Raw genomic sequence first — 15,031 nt, 5'->3', positions numbered from 1 at the left:
GTTTTCTCTCTCGGTTTCTCTCTCGGTTTCTCGGTCTAGCGGGCGAGCCAGGTCGCGACGAAGTAGCCGACGCCGTAGGGGGCATCCTCGTAGAGGAGTTCGGCGTCGTATTCGACGCCTGATGCGTCCGCGGCCGCGGCGAGGGCCCGCCAGGCGGGCAGACCGGCGACGTGCAACTGCCGCGAGAGCTCGGGATCGAGCGCGGCGAGCGCCTCGGTGTCGGCGGTGGCGAGTGCGCGGGCGACGGAGGCGTCGTAGGGTTCGGCGCGTTCGTCGAGGTGTCCGGGGGCCTGAAGCGTGCGGGAGGCGGAGCCGTCGCCGAGGACCAGCATGGCCACGCGGCCGGCGGCTCCGGCGGATCCGGCGTCGAGACCGCCGTTCTCGTCGACCATGACGGCCCGCCGCACCGGAACGCCGGGCCGGTCGCGCAACAGCCAGGCCCCGATCAGGAACGGCAGGGTCATCGGGGTTTTCCCCGCCGGTTCCCAGCGGCCGTCCACCGCGAGGTCGAGTCCGTACTCGTGGAAGTCCCCGGTGGCGGCGATGTCCGTGCTCTGCTCCGGCCCGGCGCCGACGACCAGCAGTTCGTCGGGCTCGGCGGCGTAGAGCTGGTCGATCGCGGCGCCGCACGCGGCCCGCAGTCCGTCGAGGTCCGGCGCGAATCCCTGCGCGATCCGGGGCACCAGGACCGGCGGATGCGGGACGACGGCCGCGGCGATCACCATCCCTCCAGGGTAGGGCACAGATGGGGCGCATGGTCGCGGGTTCGGGCCGGTCCTGACAGACTGGGCTGCGTAAAGTCGGACTGGGAGGGGCCAGCGGTGGCTGGAGAAGAGGACACCACACGGGACAGCCACGGCGCGGAGGGAATCCTGATAGCCGGGCGCTACCGGCTCATCGAGCGGCTCGGCGCCGGGGGCATGGGCCGGGTCTGGCGGGCGTATGACGAGTCGCTGGACTGCGAAGTGGCGCTGAAGGAGGTCTGGCTGCCGCCGATGCTGTCCGACGCCGAGCGCGCCGACCGTCTGGCACGGGCGCAGCGCGAGGCCCGCAACGCGGCCCGGCTGCGCGCGCACCCGCACATCGTCTCGGTCCACGACATGGTGTCGCACCAGGACATGCCGTGGATCGTCATGGACCTGATCCCCTCCCGGAACCTGGCGCAGGTGGTCGAGGAGCACGGGCCGCTGCCGCAGGAGCAGGTGGCGAAGGTCGGGCTCGGAGTGCTGGACGCGCTGAGCGCCAGCCACGCGGCCGGCATCCTGCACCGGGACGTGAAGCCCCCGAACGTGCTGCTGACCACCGACGGCCGGGTGATGCTCACCGACTTCGGGATCGCGGTGCAGGAGGCCGACCTGACGATGACCGCGTCGGGCGTGCTGGTCGGGTCGCCGGAGTTCGTGGCGCCGGAGCGGGCGCGCGGCGAGGCGTCGCGCGGCGCGTCGGACCTGTTCTCACTGGGGGCCACGCTGTTCTACGCGTGCGAGGGGCGTTCGCCCTTCGCACGGGAGACCGCGGTCGGGGTGCTGACGGCGATCCTGTTCGAGGAGACGGCGCCGGTCACCCGCCAGCCGGCGCTGGCGCCGGTGATCAGCGGACTGCTGACGAAGGACCCGGCCGCGCGGTGGGACGCGCCGCGGGCGCGGGCGGAGCTGGAGCGGCTGAGCGGCGCGACTCCGGGGTCCGGGACGCGGACGGACGGGGTGCCGGAGGCGGCGACGATCGTGGTGCCGCCGGGGTCTTCGGGTTCTGGTACGGGAGCCGGCATGGGGTCGGGGACGGGCTCGGGATCGGGGACCGGCGCCGGGTCCGGGTTCAACCCGTTCCTGACGCCTTCACCTTCGGCGTCGTCTTCGTCTTCTTCTTCGCCGTCTTCGTCTTTGTCTTCGTCTTCTTCTTCGTCCGCGCCGCCGACGATGGCGGCCGGGACCCAGGGCCCGGGGACGCCGTATCCGCCGACGCCGACTCCGTACCCGCCCACACCGTATCCGCCCACACCGTATCCGCCGCAGGCGCATCAGGTGACCACGCCCTACGGCCCGGGGCCCGGCTTCTACCCCCAGCCGGTGCCGCCGAAGACGAACAACACCGGGCGCAACGTCGGCATCGGTGTCGGCGCGGCGGTGGTGGTCGGCGGGGTCATCGCGGCGATCGCGTTGTCCGGCGGGGGCAAGAAGAACCGGGACGCGGTGTCGCCGGTCAACAACAGTTCGAGCACCTCGGGCTCCGCGCCGTCGTCGCCCGCGTCGTCGGGGACGCCGAGCGGGAACGCGCCGTCGTCGGGGTCGAACCCGACGACGCCGTCGGACTCGTCGCCGTCGGGCGGCGACTCCACGACGGCCACGCCGCCGAGCACGGTGGACCCCGCGACGTGGGACAAGGCCGACACCGACAAGACGCTGTTCGCGGCGGACCAGCTGCTGCCGATGACGTTCACGGACAGCAAGGGCGTGGTGTACACCGCGACCAACCAGTGGACCGACAAGTGCGTGAACTCGTACGAGAGCGCGCAGCTGAAGACGTTGCTGACCAAGTACAAGTGCGACCAGCAGGCGATCGCCACGTACGTCGACAAGGACCACAAGATCCTGGTCGACATCGTGGTGCTGCCGCTGCCGGACACCACCTCGGCGTCGAACGCGTTCAAGGACATGCAGGCCAAGAACGCCTTCACGATCGACGACTGGGGCGTCTGGTGCCCGCGCACCGGTGCGGGCTCCGAGATCTGCTCGGCGAGCAAGGACACCAGCAACGCCCAGCAGTACGGCTACATCCAGCCGAACCACCGCTACCTTGTGCACGCGGTGTCGCTGTACATCAACCTGACGTCCGACGCGACCGCGCAGGACTGGCTGAAGCCGGCCGCCACCAGCGCCGCCCGCCAAGGCGGCCCGCAGGTCGCGGTGCAGTAGAGTTCATATCAGTGACCTGATGGAAGATGGGGAGGGCACGGTGTCCGTGCAGCGTGGGGATCTGGTCGCCGGGAGATACCGGCTCGGCGACCCGCTGGGACCGGCGTGGCGCGCCCACGACGAGCACGACGACGTCGAGGTGATCCTGGTCCCCACCCAGGACGACACACCAGACGCCACCCCCTGGCGCGACCGCCGCGCCGTCCTCCCCACCACCGCCACGGCCACCGGCGACCACGGCGCCTGGCTGATCTCCGCTCCGGTGGCGGCCCGCACCCTGAGCGAGGCCGTGGCGCAGTGGGGCGCCCTCCCCGCCGAGCAGGTCCTGACGATAGCCGCCGGCGCGGTCACAGCCCTGTCCACGGTGGGGCCCCACCCCTCCATGACCCCGGACCACATCCTCCTCACCGACGACGGCAACGTCCTCCTCCTCCCCGTCCCCACCCCCGACAACGCCCTCTTCGACCTCGGCGCCGCCCTGTTCCTGGCGGCCGAGGGCCGGTCCCCGTTCGACCCCCCGACCGGCGACCCCCGCCAGCCGACCCTCGCGGGACTGATCAGGGGCCTGATGCAGAAGGACCCGGACCACGCCGCCGCCCTGGACCGCACCTACGCGGAGCTGTCGCGCCTCGGTGCACCCCTGGAGGCGGAGCACGGGACGGACACCCTGATGGAGGCCCAGAGCGCGAGCGCCGAGGCCGCGGAGGACGGCACCGGCGGCGAGGAGATCACCGACGCCGGCGACGAGCCGACGCACGTGACGCAGAGTTTCGATCTGCCGACGCAGCCGATGACCGCGGCGGAACTGCTGGCCGAGACCGGTGAGGGCGAGGTGATGGCCGAGGTGGTGGCCGAGGAGGTCGCGGGCGACGAGACGGAGGCGGGCGGCGACGAGGCGTCGGGCGACATCCCGGCCCAGCCGATGAGCACCGCAGACCTGCTCGCCGAGACCGACGACGAACTCACGCGCCCCGTCCCGACCATCGAAGCCGAGCCTGAAGCCGAAACCGCAACGGCCGACGACGAGCCGCCGGCCGATCTGCCGACCCAGCCGATGAGCGCCGCCGACCTGCTCGCCGAGACCGACGACGAACTCACGCGCCCCGTCCCGATCATCGAAGCCGAAGCCGAAGCCGAGCCCGAAACCGAAGCCACAACGGCCGACGACGAGCCGGAAGCCGAGCTCCTCGGCGAGATCGACGAGGAGCCCACGCGCCCGGTTCCGACCATCATCCGGCCCGGTGCGTCGAAAGCGGAGGACCATCGGGCGACGCAAGTCGTCGCGATGAGCGACGCGTTGAGCGACGCGATCCCGGACCACGAGATCACGCGGCCCGTGCCCGTCATCGAGCCCGATCCCCCGGTGATCGAGGCGCCGACCGAGCCGCTCGCCGCGGACCATCTCGCCGCGGACCACCTCGCCGACACGAACGAGTCCAACACCTCGGACCACGAGATCACGCGGCCTGTGCCGGCGGCCGGGCCCGGCCGCGAGGAGATCACGCGGCCGGTCCCGACCATCGCTCCCGGTTCGCCGGATGCCCTGTCCACGCAGGCGCTGCCGCTCGCCGCGGCCATGCCGCCGGAGCCGCCGCCGACCAAGCCCGAGCAGATCCCGGTGGCGACCGCCGCGGTCGCGCCGCCGACCATGGCGGCCGACGTCGTGCCGCCCACCCAGGCAGCTGACGCGGTTCCGCCCCAGCAGCCGCAGAACCAGTTCCAGCAGCAGCCACAGCCGCCGAACCAGTTCCTGCAGCAACCGCAAGGCCAGTTCCAGCCACAGCCGCAGTTCGGGTCCCAACCGCAACAGTCCGCGTCCCAGCCGCCGCAGTCCAGCGCGCCCCCGACCCAGGCCGCGGCCGCGTTCTCGGCTCCCCCGCCCGGCGCCGCGAACCCCTGGCTCCAGCCTCCGCAGCAGCCGCAGTCTCCGCAGCTGCCGCCGAACCCCTGGCAAAACCCCCAGCCCGGCGGTATGCCGCCCGGCCCCGGAGGCCCGGGAAGCCCCAGCGGTCCCTGGGGCAACCAGCCCGGCCAGCCCTTCTACCCCATGCCGGCCCCGCCTCCGAAGAACAACACCGGCAAGACCGTCGGGATCATCGTCGGGGCGGTGGCGGCGGTCGCGTTGGTGGTGATCGTGGTCGTGCTGGCGACCAAGGGTGGGAAGTCGTCCAAGGACGGTGTCGACAACGCCGGGAACACCTCGTCGCACTCGGCGTCGAGCCAGCCGTCGTCGGTGCCCGGGACCAACTTCCCGAGCGGGTCGACGTCGTCCAGCTCCAGTTCGCCGAGTCCGAGTGACAGCTCGTCGGACACGGACACGCCGAGCGACTCCTCGTCGTCCAGCGACTCCTACACGCCGCCGCCGGACCTGACGTCGACGCCGTTCGACCCGTCGGTGCTGAACGAGGGCGCCACCGACAAGACGCCGCTGACGCTCGAGGCGCTGGCGCCGCAGGACTTCAGGGACGACAAGGGCGTGCACTACTCGCTCAAGGCCGGCAGCGTGCAGCCGTGCGTGCAGTCCGACATGTCGGCGAACATGAAGGACATCCTCACGTCCAACAGCTGCAAGAGCGAGATCGCCGCCAGCTACGTCGACGACAGCGGCCAGTACCTGGTCTCGGTCAAGGTGCTGCCGCTGCCGGACCAGCACACCGCCACCGTCGTGTACGACGACCTGGCCCAGCAGTCCGCCGCCGACTTCGGCATCTGGTGCCCGCAGGACGGCCCCGGTTCGTCCGCCTGCCAGGGCGACTACCGCTCGGCCACCATCAAGCAGTACCGCGAGCAGCAGCACCGCTATGTGATCCTGTCGGTGGCGCTGGCCGTGAACCACTCCGAGTCGTCCTCGATCGCGCCGTGGCTGGACGCGGCGGCGAAGAAGGCCGTGGACGCCGCGGGTCCGGACAACTGGTCCGGCAACCAGTGAGCCGCTGAAGCCGGCACGAGTAAGGCCCCTGGGACGCCATGGCGCGTCCCAGGGGCCTTACTCGTCAACGCGAACTGTTCAGCAGACGCCGCACGCGTTCTCCGCCTCGGCCGGCGCCGCGGCCGGCTTGCCGATCGAGGGCATCCCCAGCGCCACGGCCGCCTTCCCGCGCTCGGCCTCCGGCCGCTCCTGCCGGGCCTGCCACGCGTCCCCGGACCGGGTGCGTCGCAGAGCCTTGATCGCGCTGCCGCCGTCCGGGCCGTCGGCGTTCAGGTGGTGCGGTGCGGCGTACGTGATCTCCACCGACACCATGTCGCCGGGACGCGGCAGCTCCGCGGCCGGAGTCTCCCCGACGGCGAAGTGCACCAGCCGGTTGTCCGGCGCCCGGCCCGACATCCGCCGCGTGGCCCCGTCCTTGCGCCCCTCGCCCTCGGCGACGAGCAGTTCCACGGTCCGCCCGATCTGCTTCCTGTTCTCCGCCCAGGAGATCTCCTCCTGCAGCGCCACCAGCCGCTCGTACCGGGCCTGCACGACCTCCTTGGGCACCTGCCCCTCCATCGTGGCGGCGGGCGTGCCGGGCCGCTTGGAGTACTGGAACGTGAACGCCGCCGAGAACCGCGCCTCGCGGACCACGTGCATCGTCTGCTCGAAGTCCTCCTCGGTCTCCCCGGGGAAGCCGACGATGATGTCGGTGGTGATCGCCGCGTCCGGCATCGCCGCCCGGACCCGCTCGATGATGCCCAGGTAGCGCTCCTGACGGTAGGAGCGGCGCATCGCCTTCAGCACCGGGTCCGACCCGGACTGCAGCGGCATGTGGAGCTGCGGCATCACGTTCGGCGTCTCGGCCATCGCCGCGATCACGTCGTCGGTGAAGTCCCGCGGGTGCGGCGAGGTGAAGCGCACCCGCTCCAGTCCCTCGACCTCCCCGCACGCCCGCAGCAGCTTCGCGAACGCCTCGCGGTCCCCGAACTCCGAGCCGTAGGCGTTCACGTTCTGCCCGAGCAGCGTCACCTCGCACACGCCCTCGGCCACCAGCGCCTCGACCTCGGCGAGGATCTCGCCGGGGCGCCGGTCCTTCTCCTTGCCGCGCAGCGCCGGCACGATGCAGAACGTGCAGGTGTTGTTGCACCCCACCGACACGCTCACCCATGCCGCGTACGCCGACTCGCGCCGCGTCGGCAGCGTCGACGGGAACACGTCCAGCGACTCCAGGATCTCCACCTGGGCCTCGTCCTGCACCCGCGCCCGCTCCAGCAGCACCGGCAGCGAACCGATGTTGTGCGTCCCGAACACGACGTCCACCCACGGCGCGCGCCGCGTGATCTCGCCGCGGTCCTTCTGCGCCAGGCACCCGCCGACCGCGATCCGCATCCCCGGGCGCGCCGCCTTCACGGACGCCAGATGCCCGAGGTTGCCGTACAGCCGGTTGTCGGCGTTCTCCCGCACGGCGCAGGTGTTCAGCACGACCACGTCCGCCTCGTTGGACCCGTCCGCCGCCCGCACATAACCAGCGTCTTCGAGCAGGCCGGAGAGGCGCTCGGAGTCGTGGACGTTCATCTGGCAGCCGTAGGTGCGGACGATGTAGGTCGGATGAACCTGCGCTTCGGACATGGAGAACAGGATACGGCGCGTCGGGAAGCCGGTCGGTGCCTGCCGCCCATAGACTCCCACTGAAGATACTATCTCGCGCGATAGTATCTTCTATGGAAGTAATCGGGCGAGGGAGAGGCTCACTGATGGCTCGATTCGTGGGAAGACGGCGCGAGCTCGCCGACCTGGATCACGTACTGGCCGAGGTGGCTGCCGCGGCTCGTGATCCGCGGCCAGGACGATGCCTCGCGCTGCGGGGTCGGCGCCGAATCGGCAAGTCGGCTCTTGTCGAAGAGTTCGTGGGGCAGGCCGACGTGCCGCATGTCTACTTCACAGCGGAGATCGGCGTGAGCGAAGAGCCGCTCAGGGAGTTCGTCCGCACGGTTGCCGGATCAACCTTGCCGGACGCCGGCGTGTTCGAGGACGCCACGCCGGGAAACTGGGCGGCCGCTCTCCGGCAACTGGCCGGGATACTGCCTGACGACCGGCCGTCGGTGGTGGTGCTCGACGAGGTGCCCTACCTCATGGACGACCAGGGTGCCTTCGAAAGCGTCCTCCAGCGGAGCTGGGACCGGGAGTTGTCACGCAAGCCGGTACTGCTGCTGCTCATCGGCTCGGACCTGTCGATGATGGAGGCGCTCACGTCCTACGGACGCCCGTTCCACCAGCGAGCCGCCGAGATGGCGATCGGGCCGCTGAACCCGGCGGACGTCGCCACGATGAGCGGTCTGGACGCCGCCGATGCCATCGACGCCGCGCTGGTCACAGGCGGGCTGCCGGTGATCTGCGCCCGCTGGCGGAACGGCGAGGACCTTTGGTCGTTCCTGGCACGTGAACTGGCCGACCCGTTCAGTCCGGTGTCAGCCTCGGCGCGGCTCTCCCTCGCCGCCGAGTTCCCCGACCAGGCTCAGGCCCGCGCCGTCCTCGCCGCGATCGGATCCGGCGAGCGCACCTTCACCAACATCGCTCGGGCCGCGGGGGACATCGCGCATTCCACCTTGACGCGAGCGACAGATGTCCTCATCGAAAAACGAATGGTGGCCGCGGAACTGCCGATCTCGTTGGGCCCTTCCAAGGAACGCAGGTATCGGATCGCCGACCCGTACCTGCGGTTCTGGTTCGCTTTCCTCGGCCCGCACTTGGCCGAGATCGACCGGATGCGCTCCGACCTGACCCTTGAGCGCATCCGCGGCGGTTGGGCCAGCTGGCGCGGCCGTGCCGTAGAGCCGCTGGTCCGCGATTCGCTGGCCCGGCTGCTGCCGGCCGCGGGCCTGCCCGCGGCACCTGCCGTCGGCGGGTACTGGACCAGGAGTAACGACGTCGAGATCGACATCGTCGGAGCCGACCGCGAGCCGATCGCGCAACGGTTGCTGTTCCTCGGTTCCATCAAGTGGCTGGAAGCCTCACCACTCGATCAGCACGACCTCATCGCCTTGCACAAGCAGCGCGACCGCCTCACCGGGGAACCGGTTCCGCTCATCGGAGTCTCCAGGTCGGGTGTCACCGCCGCCGGATTGGACGCCGCGTTCGGGCCGGCCGATCTTCTGGAGCCGTGGCGGGCCTGACGAGTTCGCCTGGCCGGTTCGTCCAAGTCAGCTGAAGAACCTCTGCGAGATCAGCTTGTCCACCCGCGCCGGATCACCGGTCCCGTTGTCAGCCGTGATCAGGTGCCGCCCGATCCAGAGGCTGTAGCTGACCAGACTGCGGGCTTCGGCCTCATCCTCGTCATCGGCGGGGAACATCTCGCGGTACAGGCTACGGAGGTAGTCCATGCGGCGGTTGTCGACGCGGCGGAGGCGTTCGGCGACCGCCGCGTCGCGGCGGGCCCAGTCGCGGATGGTCAGCTCCAGGGTGATGCCGACGGTAGGGCCGACGGTGGGGCCGTCGCCGGGGAAGACGAGGGAGCGCAGGCGGGAGAGGCGGTCGCGGGCCGTGCCGCCCGGGGCCTCGACGCGGTCGATGACCGCTTCGGTGACCTCGCGTTCCCAGACCTCCAGCATCTCGGACAGCAGGGCCTCGCGGTCGGCGAAGTAGCCGTAGAAGCCGCCCTTGGTGACGCCGAGGGCCTTGGCCAGCACCTCGATGCGGACCGCGTCCGGGCCGCCCGCGGCCAGGGTTCGCAGGCCCTGGTCGATCCAGGCGTGACGCGGCGTGCGGGGCGCGGGCATGGTGTGTCCTTCCTCACGGGCACCCCGATATACGGCGCCGTATAGATGGCTCTAGGCTGGGATCTATACGCCATCGTATAACGAGCGGAGGTCGCTCCCATGTCTCCCATGCGGCTCGCGAGCACGGCCCACACCACCCAGCCCTGGCTGATCCACGAGATCGCCCCCGACTTCCGGTTGGAGGACGTCTGGGCACTGCCGACACCCGGCGGTCCGGACGGTTTCCCGACCCTGGTCGCTGTGCTCCAGGGCAGCGACTTCGAGCGCGACGCCCCGCCCGCCGCCCGCCTGCTGTGGCGGCTGCGCTGGAAGCTCGGCTCCCTCCTCGGTCTGGACCGGAGCCGGGACGGACTCGGCGACCGCGTGGCCTCCCTCCGCGACCGGCTGCCGGCCGATCTGCAGGAGGCGGCGCGCACGCACCACGAGGAAGGACGCCTGCCGTTCACCTTCCTCTACGAGCGGGACAACGAGCGCGCCGGGGAGATCGCCAACAGGACCATGCACGGCGTCATGCACCTGAGCTGGGTCCCGGACGGCGAGGGCGGCTGGCGCGGCCAGATGGCCATCCTGGTGAAGCCCAACGGCCGGCTCGGGACCCTCTACATGGCCGCGATCAAGCCTTTCAGGTACCTGATCGTGTACCCCGCCATGCTGCGTTCCTGGGAACGCCGGTGGGAGCACCAGTGGGAGCACGCGACGACCAAGCCATAGTCGCGCGACGAAGCCCAGGCCGACCCCGTATGTTCGTCTGTTGCGTGAGATCACCGCTCAGAAGACCGCAGGGGGACCTTTATGGCGTCGACACCACCCGATCCCGCCAGAGCCGGCGACGTCGCGGAGTTCACCGTCCTGCTCAACGAGCTCCGCGTCTGGGCCGGGAACCCGTCCTACCGGGCCCTGGCCAAGAAGGCCGGGGCCGTGATGCGGCCGCCCCAGAACGTGTCGCAGTCCACGCTCGCCGAGGCGTTCCAGCCGTGGCGGCGCCGGCTGAGCCTGGACCTCGTGGTGGCCATCGTCCGCGCCCTGGGCCTGGAGGAGGCCGACGTCGCCCGGTGGCGCGCGGCTTGCGTCCGGGTCCATGCCGTCGCGAAGTCCGGCGGCCCGGTCGGAGTGCTCCGCCAGCTGCCGGCGCACCTGGCCACGTTCACCGGCCGGGACGCCGAGCTCGCGCGCCTGTGGGACGCCGTGACGGCGCACGACGGAGACACCGCGCCGACCGTGGTGATCTCGGCCATCGAGGGGATGGGCGGCGTCGGCAAGACCCAACTCGCGGTCCGCGTCGCCCACATGCTGGTCCAGGAGGGCCGGTACGCGGACCTCCAGCTGTTCGTCAACCTCCGCGGTTTCGACGCCGAGCGGGAGCCCACCGACCCCTCGGAGGTCCTGGACGCCTTCCTGCGCGCGCTGGAGGTCCCGGCCCAGCAGATCCCGGCCGGCTTGGACGAGCGGGCGGCGATGTTCCGGGACCGGGTCCACGGCCGGCACGCGGTCATCGTGCTCGACAACGCCGCGGACGAGGACCAGATCCGCGATCTCGTCCCGGCCTCGCCGACGTGCCTGGTCCTGGTCACCTCCCGGCGCTCCCTGATCGGCTTGGAGCACGCAGACCTCCACGTGCTGGACGTGTTCACGCCGGCCGAGGGGGTCGCCCTGCTGCGCCGCGTCGCCGGCGCCGACCGCGTGGACGCCGAGCCGGAGGCCGCGGCCGCGATCGTCGAGGCCTGCGGCCGCCTGCCGTTGGCCGTGGCGCTGGCCGCGTCCCGGCTCCGGTCACGGCCGGCCTGGACCCTGGAACACCTGGAGTCCCGGCTCCGCGCCGGCGGCGCCACCGCGCTCGGCGCGGGCGACCGCGGCCCGCGCGCCGTCTTCGACCTGTCGCTGCAGGGTCTGGACCCGCCCGAGCGGCGGTTATTCACCCTCCTGGGACTCTTCCCGGGCCCCGACTTCACCGCCGAGAGCGCCGCGGCGCTGGCCGGGCTCGCCGTGGCCGAAGCCGGAAGGCTGCTGGAAGAGCTGCTGGACGAGCACCTGCTGGAACAGCGCACCATGGACCGCTTCGAGTTCCACGACCTGCTGCGCGCGCACGCCGCCGAGCGCGCCGCGGCGGATCTGGCCGACGGCGAGCGCGACGAGGCCGTCCACCAGCTCATGACCTGGTACATGCTGACCATGGACGCGGCCGGGAAGGCGATGAAGCCCGGACGCGCCATCCCCGAGTACCGAGGCCCCGAGCCGCGGCTGAAAGCCCTCGCTTTCGCCTCCCCCGCGCAGGCGGCGGAGTGGTGCGAGCAGGAGCTGACGAACCTCGTCGCGGTCACCGACCACGCCGCCGAGACCGGCAGGCCGGAGCTGGGCTGGCGACTGCCGCTGACCGTGTCGACCTACCTGGGCGTGCGGGCGAACTGGCGCGAGTGGGAACGGTTGCACCTTCGGGCTCTGGATTGCGCCCGCGCCACCGGGAACACCAGAGTTCAGATGAAGACCCTGAGCGGGCTCGGCATCTCGGCCGAGCGACTGAACGACCTGGAGGGCGCCGAGCGTTACCTGGACGAGACCCTCGCCCTGGCCCGCGAGCTCGGCGACCGGACCAGCGAGGCCAAGATCCTGACCATACTCATCGCCACGTACTCCCGGACGGACCGGGCCCAGCAGGGCCTGGCCGCGGCCGACCGGGCGATCGCCATCGGCCGCGAGCTCGGCGATCCGTACGTCGAGCGCGCCGCTCTGCAGAACTCCAGCAGCTGCCTGCTGATCCTGAAGCGGCCGGCCGAGGCCCGGGACCGTCTGCTCGAGGCCCTGGAGCTGTATCAGGACCCGGGCGACGAGCTCACCCGCGGGCTCGTCCTGGGCAACATCGCTTTCACGGAAGTCGCGCTCGGGCGGTATGAGGAGGCTGAGGCGGCGTACCGCGAGTACCTCCGGCTCAGCCGGAACAGCCAGGACCAGCACGGTCAGACCGAGGCGCTCCGCGGCATCGCCTCGGTGCGCAGGGCCGCGGGGCGGATGGACGAGGCCCGCTCGCTGTACGCGGAGGCGCTGGTCCTCTTGGACCGCATGGGGAGCCCTGAAGCGGCGAAGGTCAGGGAGCGGCTGGCGACGCCCGATCTGACCCACGCCAGCGACGACGAGCTGTCGACGTACTGACGCGGACCCGGACGTGGATCAGGACTCTGGTGCGGGGCGGGAGCCGGAGCCGGAGCCGGAGCCGGGGCCGGACGCGGAATGCGCATCAGGACTCTGAGCCGGAGCCCGAGCCCGAGCCCGAGCCCGAGCCGAAATCGGACCCGGCTCCGGGCATCATGTGCTGCCGCGTCAGCGGCGTCGAGGCCAGCGAGTTGTGCACCACGAACGCGATGCTCCCGGGCAGGTACCGGTCCTCCGACCATTCCAGCGGCACCCCCGCCGGATCGGTCGTCCTGCGCCGCTCGCGCAGCAGCGGGTCCGCGACCTCGCACTCCAGGTGCTCGGCGTCCTCGGCGTCGGCGCGGACGAGATCGATGGTGTGCTCGGCGTCGGCGACGTAGACGCCGCCGCGCTCCAGGAACTCCGTGACCGAGACCGTGTCGGTCCGCAGCGGCTCCACGATCGCGCCGACGGCCTCGGGGTAGCTGGTCCGCTCCAGCATCGCGGGGCGGCCGGACAGGCGGCGCAGCCGCAGAACCCTGAGGACCCGGGCGTCGTCGCCGATCCGGAGGGACCGCTGCTCCTCGGCGTCGGCGGGGTACCAGCCCTGCCGGATCACCAGGCCGCCGGGGACCTCGCCGATCGAGCGGGCCCAGCGGGCGAAGCTCTGCATCTGCGCGAAGTCCTGGACCGGCGCGTCGTCCAGGACCACGCGACGGGTGCCGCGGCGGGACGTCACCAGGCCGTCGTGGCGCAGCAGCATCAGGGCTTGGCGGATGGTGCCGCGGGAGACCGCGTACTGCTCGGCCAGCGTGCCCTCACTGGGCAGCCGGCCGCCGGGGCCGTAGGCGTGTTCGATGATGGCCTTCCGCAATTCCTCCGCGATCCGGCGGTATCTTGGCTCCTGAGTCACCGGCCCGTGCCGCCTTCCCTCGTTTTCAACCTTGTGCGAACCCATAGTTGGCCATACAACTAGGTGTTGGCCATACAACTTCGATTTGTTCACCTGACTCAGAACTTCCGTCCACCTGGCATCCGCATAGTCCTTGCCGCGGGAACGAACGCGCGGCCGACTCCCGGCCGCCCCCACTTGGAGGAAAACCGTGAACCGACGTTTGACGGGCATAGCCGCCACCGCGGCCGTCCTCGCCCTTAGTGCGGCCGCGTGCTCGTCGAGCAAGAGCTCCGACGCCGGCTCGAAGTCCGGCGGGAGCGCGCAGAGCAGCTCGGCCGGCTCGACCGGGTCGGCCGCCGGCTCGACGGACGCCAAGAAGGACGCCGCGAGCGCGACCACCGCGCAGGACCTGGGCGGCATGGACGCCCTGGTGGCCGCGGCGAAGAAGGAAGGCACGCTGAACGCCATCGCGCTGCCGAAGACCTGGGCCAACTACGGCGCCATCATGGACGCCTTCACCGCCAAGTACGGCATCAAGATCAACGACGCCAACCCGGACGGCTCCTCCCAGGACGAGCTCAACGCCATCAAGCAGCAGAAGGGCAAGAGCAGCGCGCCGGACGTCGTCGACGTCGGCCAGGCCGCCGCCAACTCCGGCGCCGCCGACGGCCTGTTCGCGCCCTACCAGGTCGCCACCTGGTCGCAGATCGCCGACGCCCAGAAGGACGCGAAGGGCCTCTGGTACAACGACTACGGAGGCTACATCGCCATCGGCTACGACGCCGACAAGGTGAAGACCCCGCCGACCACCCTGAAGTCGCTGGACAACCCGGCCTACAAGTCGCAGGTGGCGCTGAACGGCGACCCGACGAAGGCGAACGCGGCCCTGTCCGGCGTCATCGCCGCGGCGCTGGCCAACGGCGGCACCCTGGACAACGTCCAGCCCGGCCTCGACTTCTTCGGCAAGCTCAAGTCCGACGGCGTCTTCGTCCCGGTCAAGGCCACCCAGGCCACCATCCAGTCCGGCACCACGCCGATCACCATCGACTGGGACTACCTGCAGGCCTCGGCCGCCACGGACCTGAAGGCCAAGGGGATCAACTGGAAGGTCGTGGTCCCGTCCGACGCGCTGTTCGGCGGGTTCTACAACCAGGCGATCAGCGCCAGCGCGCCGCACCCGGCCGCCGCCCGCCTGTGGGAGGAGTTCCTGTACTCCGCCGAAGGCCAGAACCTGTGGCTGAAGGGCCAGGCCCGCCCGGCCGAGCTGGACGCGCTGCAGAAGGCCGGCACCGCCGACGCCGCCGCCCTGGCCGCGCTGCCCGCCGTGACCGGCACCCCGCAGTTCGCCACCCAGGACCAGATGTCCGCCGCCTCCAAGCTCACCGTCGCCGGCTGGGCGAAGGCGACCGGCTGA

10 protein-coding genes are annotated in these 15,031 nt (G+C 71.3%); 6 read left to right on the top strand and 4 right to left on the bottom strand.

Annotation, left to right across the window (positions count from 1 at the left end):
- Nucleotides 1-35: 35 nt before the first annotated feature.
- The gene (locus ABD466_RS02885) at nt 36-725 is read right to left on the bottom strand and encodes a class III extradiol ring-cleavage dioxygenase family protein (RefSeq protein ID WP_344655310.1); all 690 of its coding nucleotides are present in this window, start codon (nt 723-725) and stop codon (nt 36-38) included.
- Nucleotides 726-821: 96 nt separating this feature from the next.
- Here ABD466_RS02885 and ABD466_RS02880 point away from each other — a divergent pair, with 96 nt between their 5' ends.
- Together ABD466_RS02880 and ABD466_RS02875 are read left to right on the top strand one after the other, a co-directional pair.
- Nucleotides 822-2,912: a serine/threonine-protein kinase gene (locus tag ABD466_RS02880; RefSeq protein WP_344655309.1), complete on the top strand. Its 2,091-nt coding sequence runs from the start codon at nt 822-824 to the stop codon at nt 2,910-2,912.
- Between the two features lie 19 nt (nt 2,913-2,931).
- Entirely contained in the window at nt 2,932-5,841 is a 2,910-nt protein-coding gene (locus ABD466_RS02875) for a serine/threonine-protein kinase (protein WP_344655308.1), read from the top strand.
- A 78-nt stretch (nt 5,842-5,919) separates the two neighbouring features.
- On the opposite strand, the gene miaB is transcribed toward ABD466_RS02875, so the two are convergent.
- Nucleotides 5,920-7,452 (bottom strand): tRNA (N6-isopentenyl adenosine(37)-C2)-methylthiotransferase MiaB, encoded by a 1,533-nt coding sequence (gene miaB / locus ABD466_RS02870; RefSeq protein WP_344655307.1) that lies wholly within the window; start codon nt 7,450-7,452, stop codon nt 5,920-5,922.
- A 125-nt stretch (nt 7,453-7,577) separates the two neighbouring features.
- Between miaB and ABD466_RS02865 the strand changes: the two genes are divergently transcribed.
- Entirely contained in the window at nt 7,578-8,996 is a 1,419-nt protein-coding gene (locus tag ABD466_RS02865) for an ATP-binding protein (RefSeq protein WP_344655459.1), read from the top strand.
- Nucleotides 8,997-9,023: 27 nt separating this feature from the next.
- Here the strand turns inward: ABD466_RS02865 and ABD466_RS02860 are convergent, their stop codons facing one another.
- The gene (locus ABD466_RS02860; protein ID WP_344655306.1) at nt 9,024-9,599 is read right to left on the bottom strand and encodes a TetR/AcrR family transcriptional regulator; all 576 of its coding nucleotides are present in this window, start codon (nt 9,597-9,599) and stop codon (nt 9,024-9,026) included.
- Nucleotides 9,600-9,707: 108 nt separating this feature from the next.
- Here ABD466_RS02860 and ABD466_RS02855 point away from each other — a divergent pair, with 108 nt between their 5' ends.
- Entirely contained in the window at nt 9,708-10,310 is a 603-nt protein-coding gene (locus ABD466_RS02855; protein WP_344655458.1) for a DUF2867 domain-containing protein, read from the top strand.
- 81 nt (nt 10,311-10,391) lie between these two features.
- Nucleotides 10,392-12,743: a tetratricopeptide repeat protein gene (locus tag ABD466_RS02850; RefSeq protein WP_344655305.1), complete on the top strand. Its 2,352-nt coding sequence runs from the start codon at nt 10,392-10,394 to the stop codon at nt 12,741-12,743.
- Nucleotides 12,744-12,828: 85 nt separating this feature from the next.
- Here the strand turns inward: ABD466_RS02850 and ABD466_RS02845 are convergent, their stop codons facing one another.
- Nucleotides 12,829-13,635, bottom strand: a complete 807-nt coding sequence (locus tag ABD466_RS02845; protein ID WP_344655304.1) for a GntR family transcriptional regulator — start codon at nt 13,633-13,635, stop codon at nt 12,829-12,831.
- 190 nt (nt 13,636-13,825) lie between these two features.
- On the opposite strand from ABD466_RS02845, the gene ABD466_RS02840 reads away from it, so the two are divergent.
- Nucleotides 13,826-15,031, top strand: coding sequence for an ABC transporter substrate-binding protein (locus tag ABD466_RS02840; RefSeq protein ID WP_344655303.1), 1,206 nt, complete (start codon nt 13,826-13,828; stop codon nt 15,029-15,031).

The sequence above is a fragment of the Catenulispora subtropica genome (genome assembly GCF_039531675.1).
Taxonomy (GTDB): domain Bacteria; phylum Actinomycetota; class Actinomycetes; order Streptomycetales; family Catenulisporaceae; genus Catenulispora; species Catenulispora subtropica.
The sequence above is the reverse complement of the archived record's forward strand: the minus strand, read 5'-3'. Positions and strand labels throughout refer to the sequence as shown.

What these genes read in the sequence shown, in the direction of transcription:
- ABD466_RS02865 (WP_344655459.1), top strand. Translation starts at nt 7,578, where the DNA reads ATGGCTCGATTCGTGGGAAGACGGCGCGAGCTCGCCGACCTGGATCAC.
- ABD466_RS02875 (WP_344655308.1), top strand. Translation starts at nt 2,932, where the DNA reads ATGGAAGATGGGGAGGGCACGGTGTCCGTGCAGCGTGGGGATCTGGTC.
- ABD466_RS02850 (WP_344655305.1), top strand. Translation starts at nt 10,392, where the DNA reads ATGGCGTCGACACCACCCGATCCCGCCAGAGCCGGCGACGTCGCGGAG.
- ABD466_RS02860 (WP_344655306.1), bottom strand. Translation starts at nt 9,599, where the DNA reads ATGCCCGCGCCCCGCACGCCGCGTCACGCCTGGATCGACCAGGGCCTG.
- ABD466_RS02855 (WP_344655458.1), top strand. Translation starts at nt 9,708, where the DNA reads ATGCGGCTCGCGAGCACGGCCCACACCACCCAGCCCTGGCTGATCCAC.
- ABD466_RS02885 (WP_344655310.1), bottom strand. Translation starts at nt 725, where the DNA reads ATGGTGATCGCCGCGGCCGTCGTCCCGCATCCGCCGGTCCTGGTGCCC.
- miaB (WP_344655307.1), bottom strand. Translation starts at nt 7,452, where the DNA reads ATGTCCGAAGCGCAGGTTCATCCGACCTACATCGTCCGCACCTACGGC.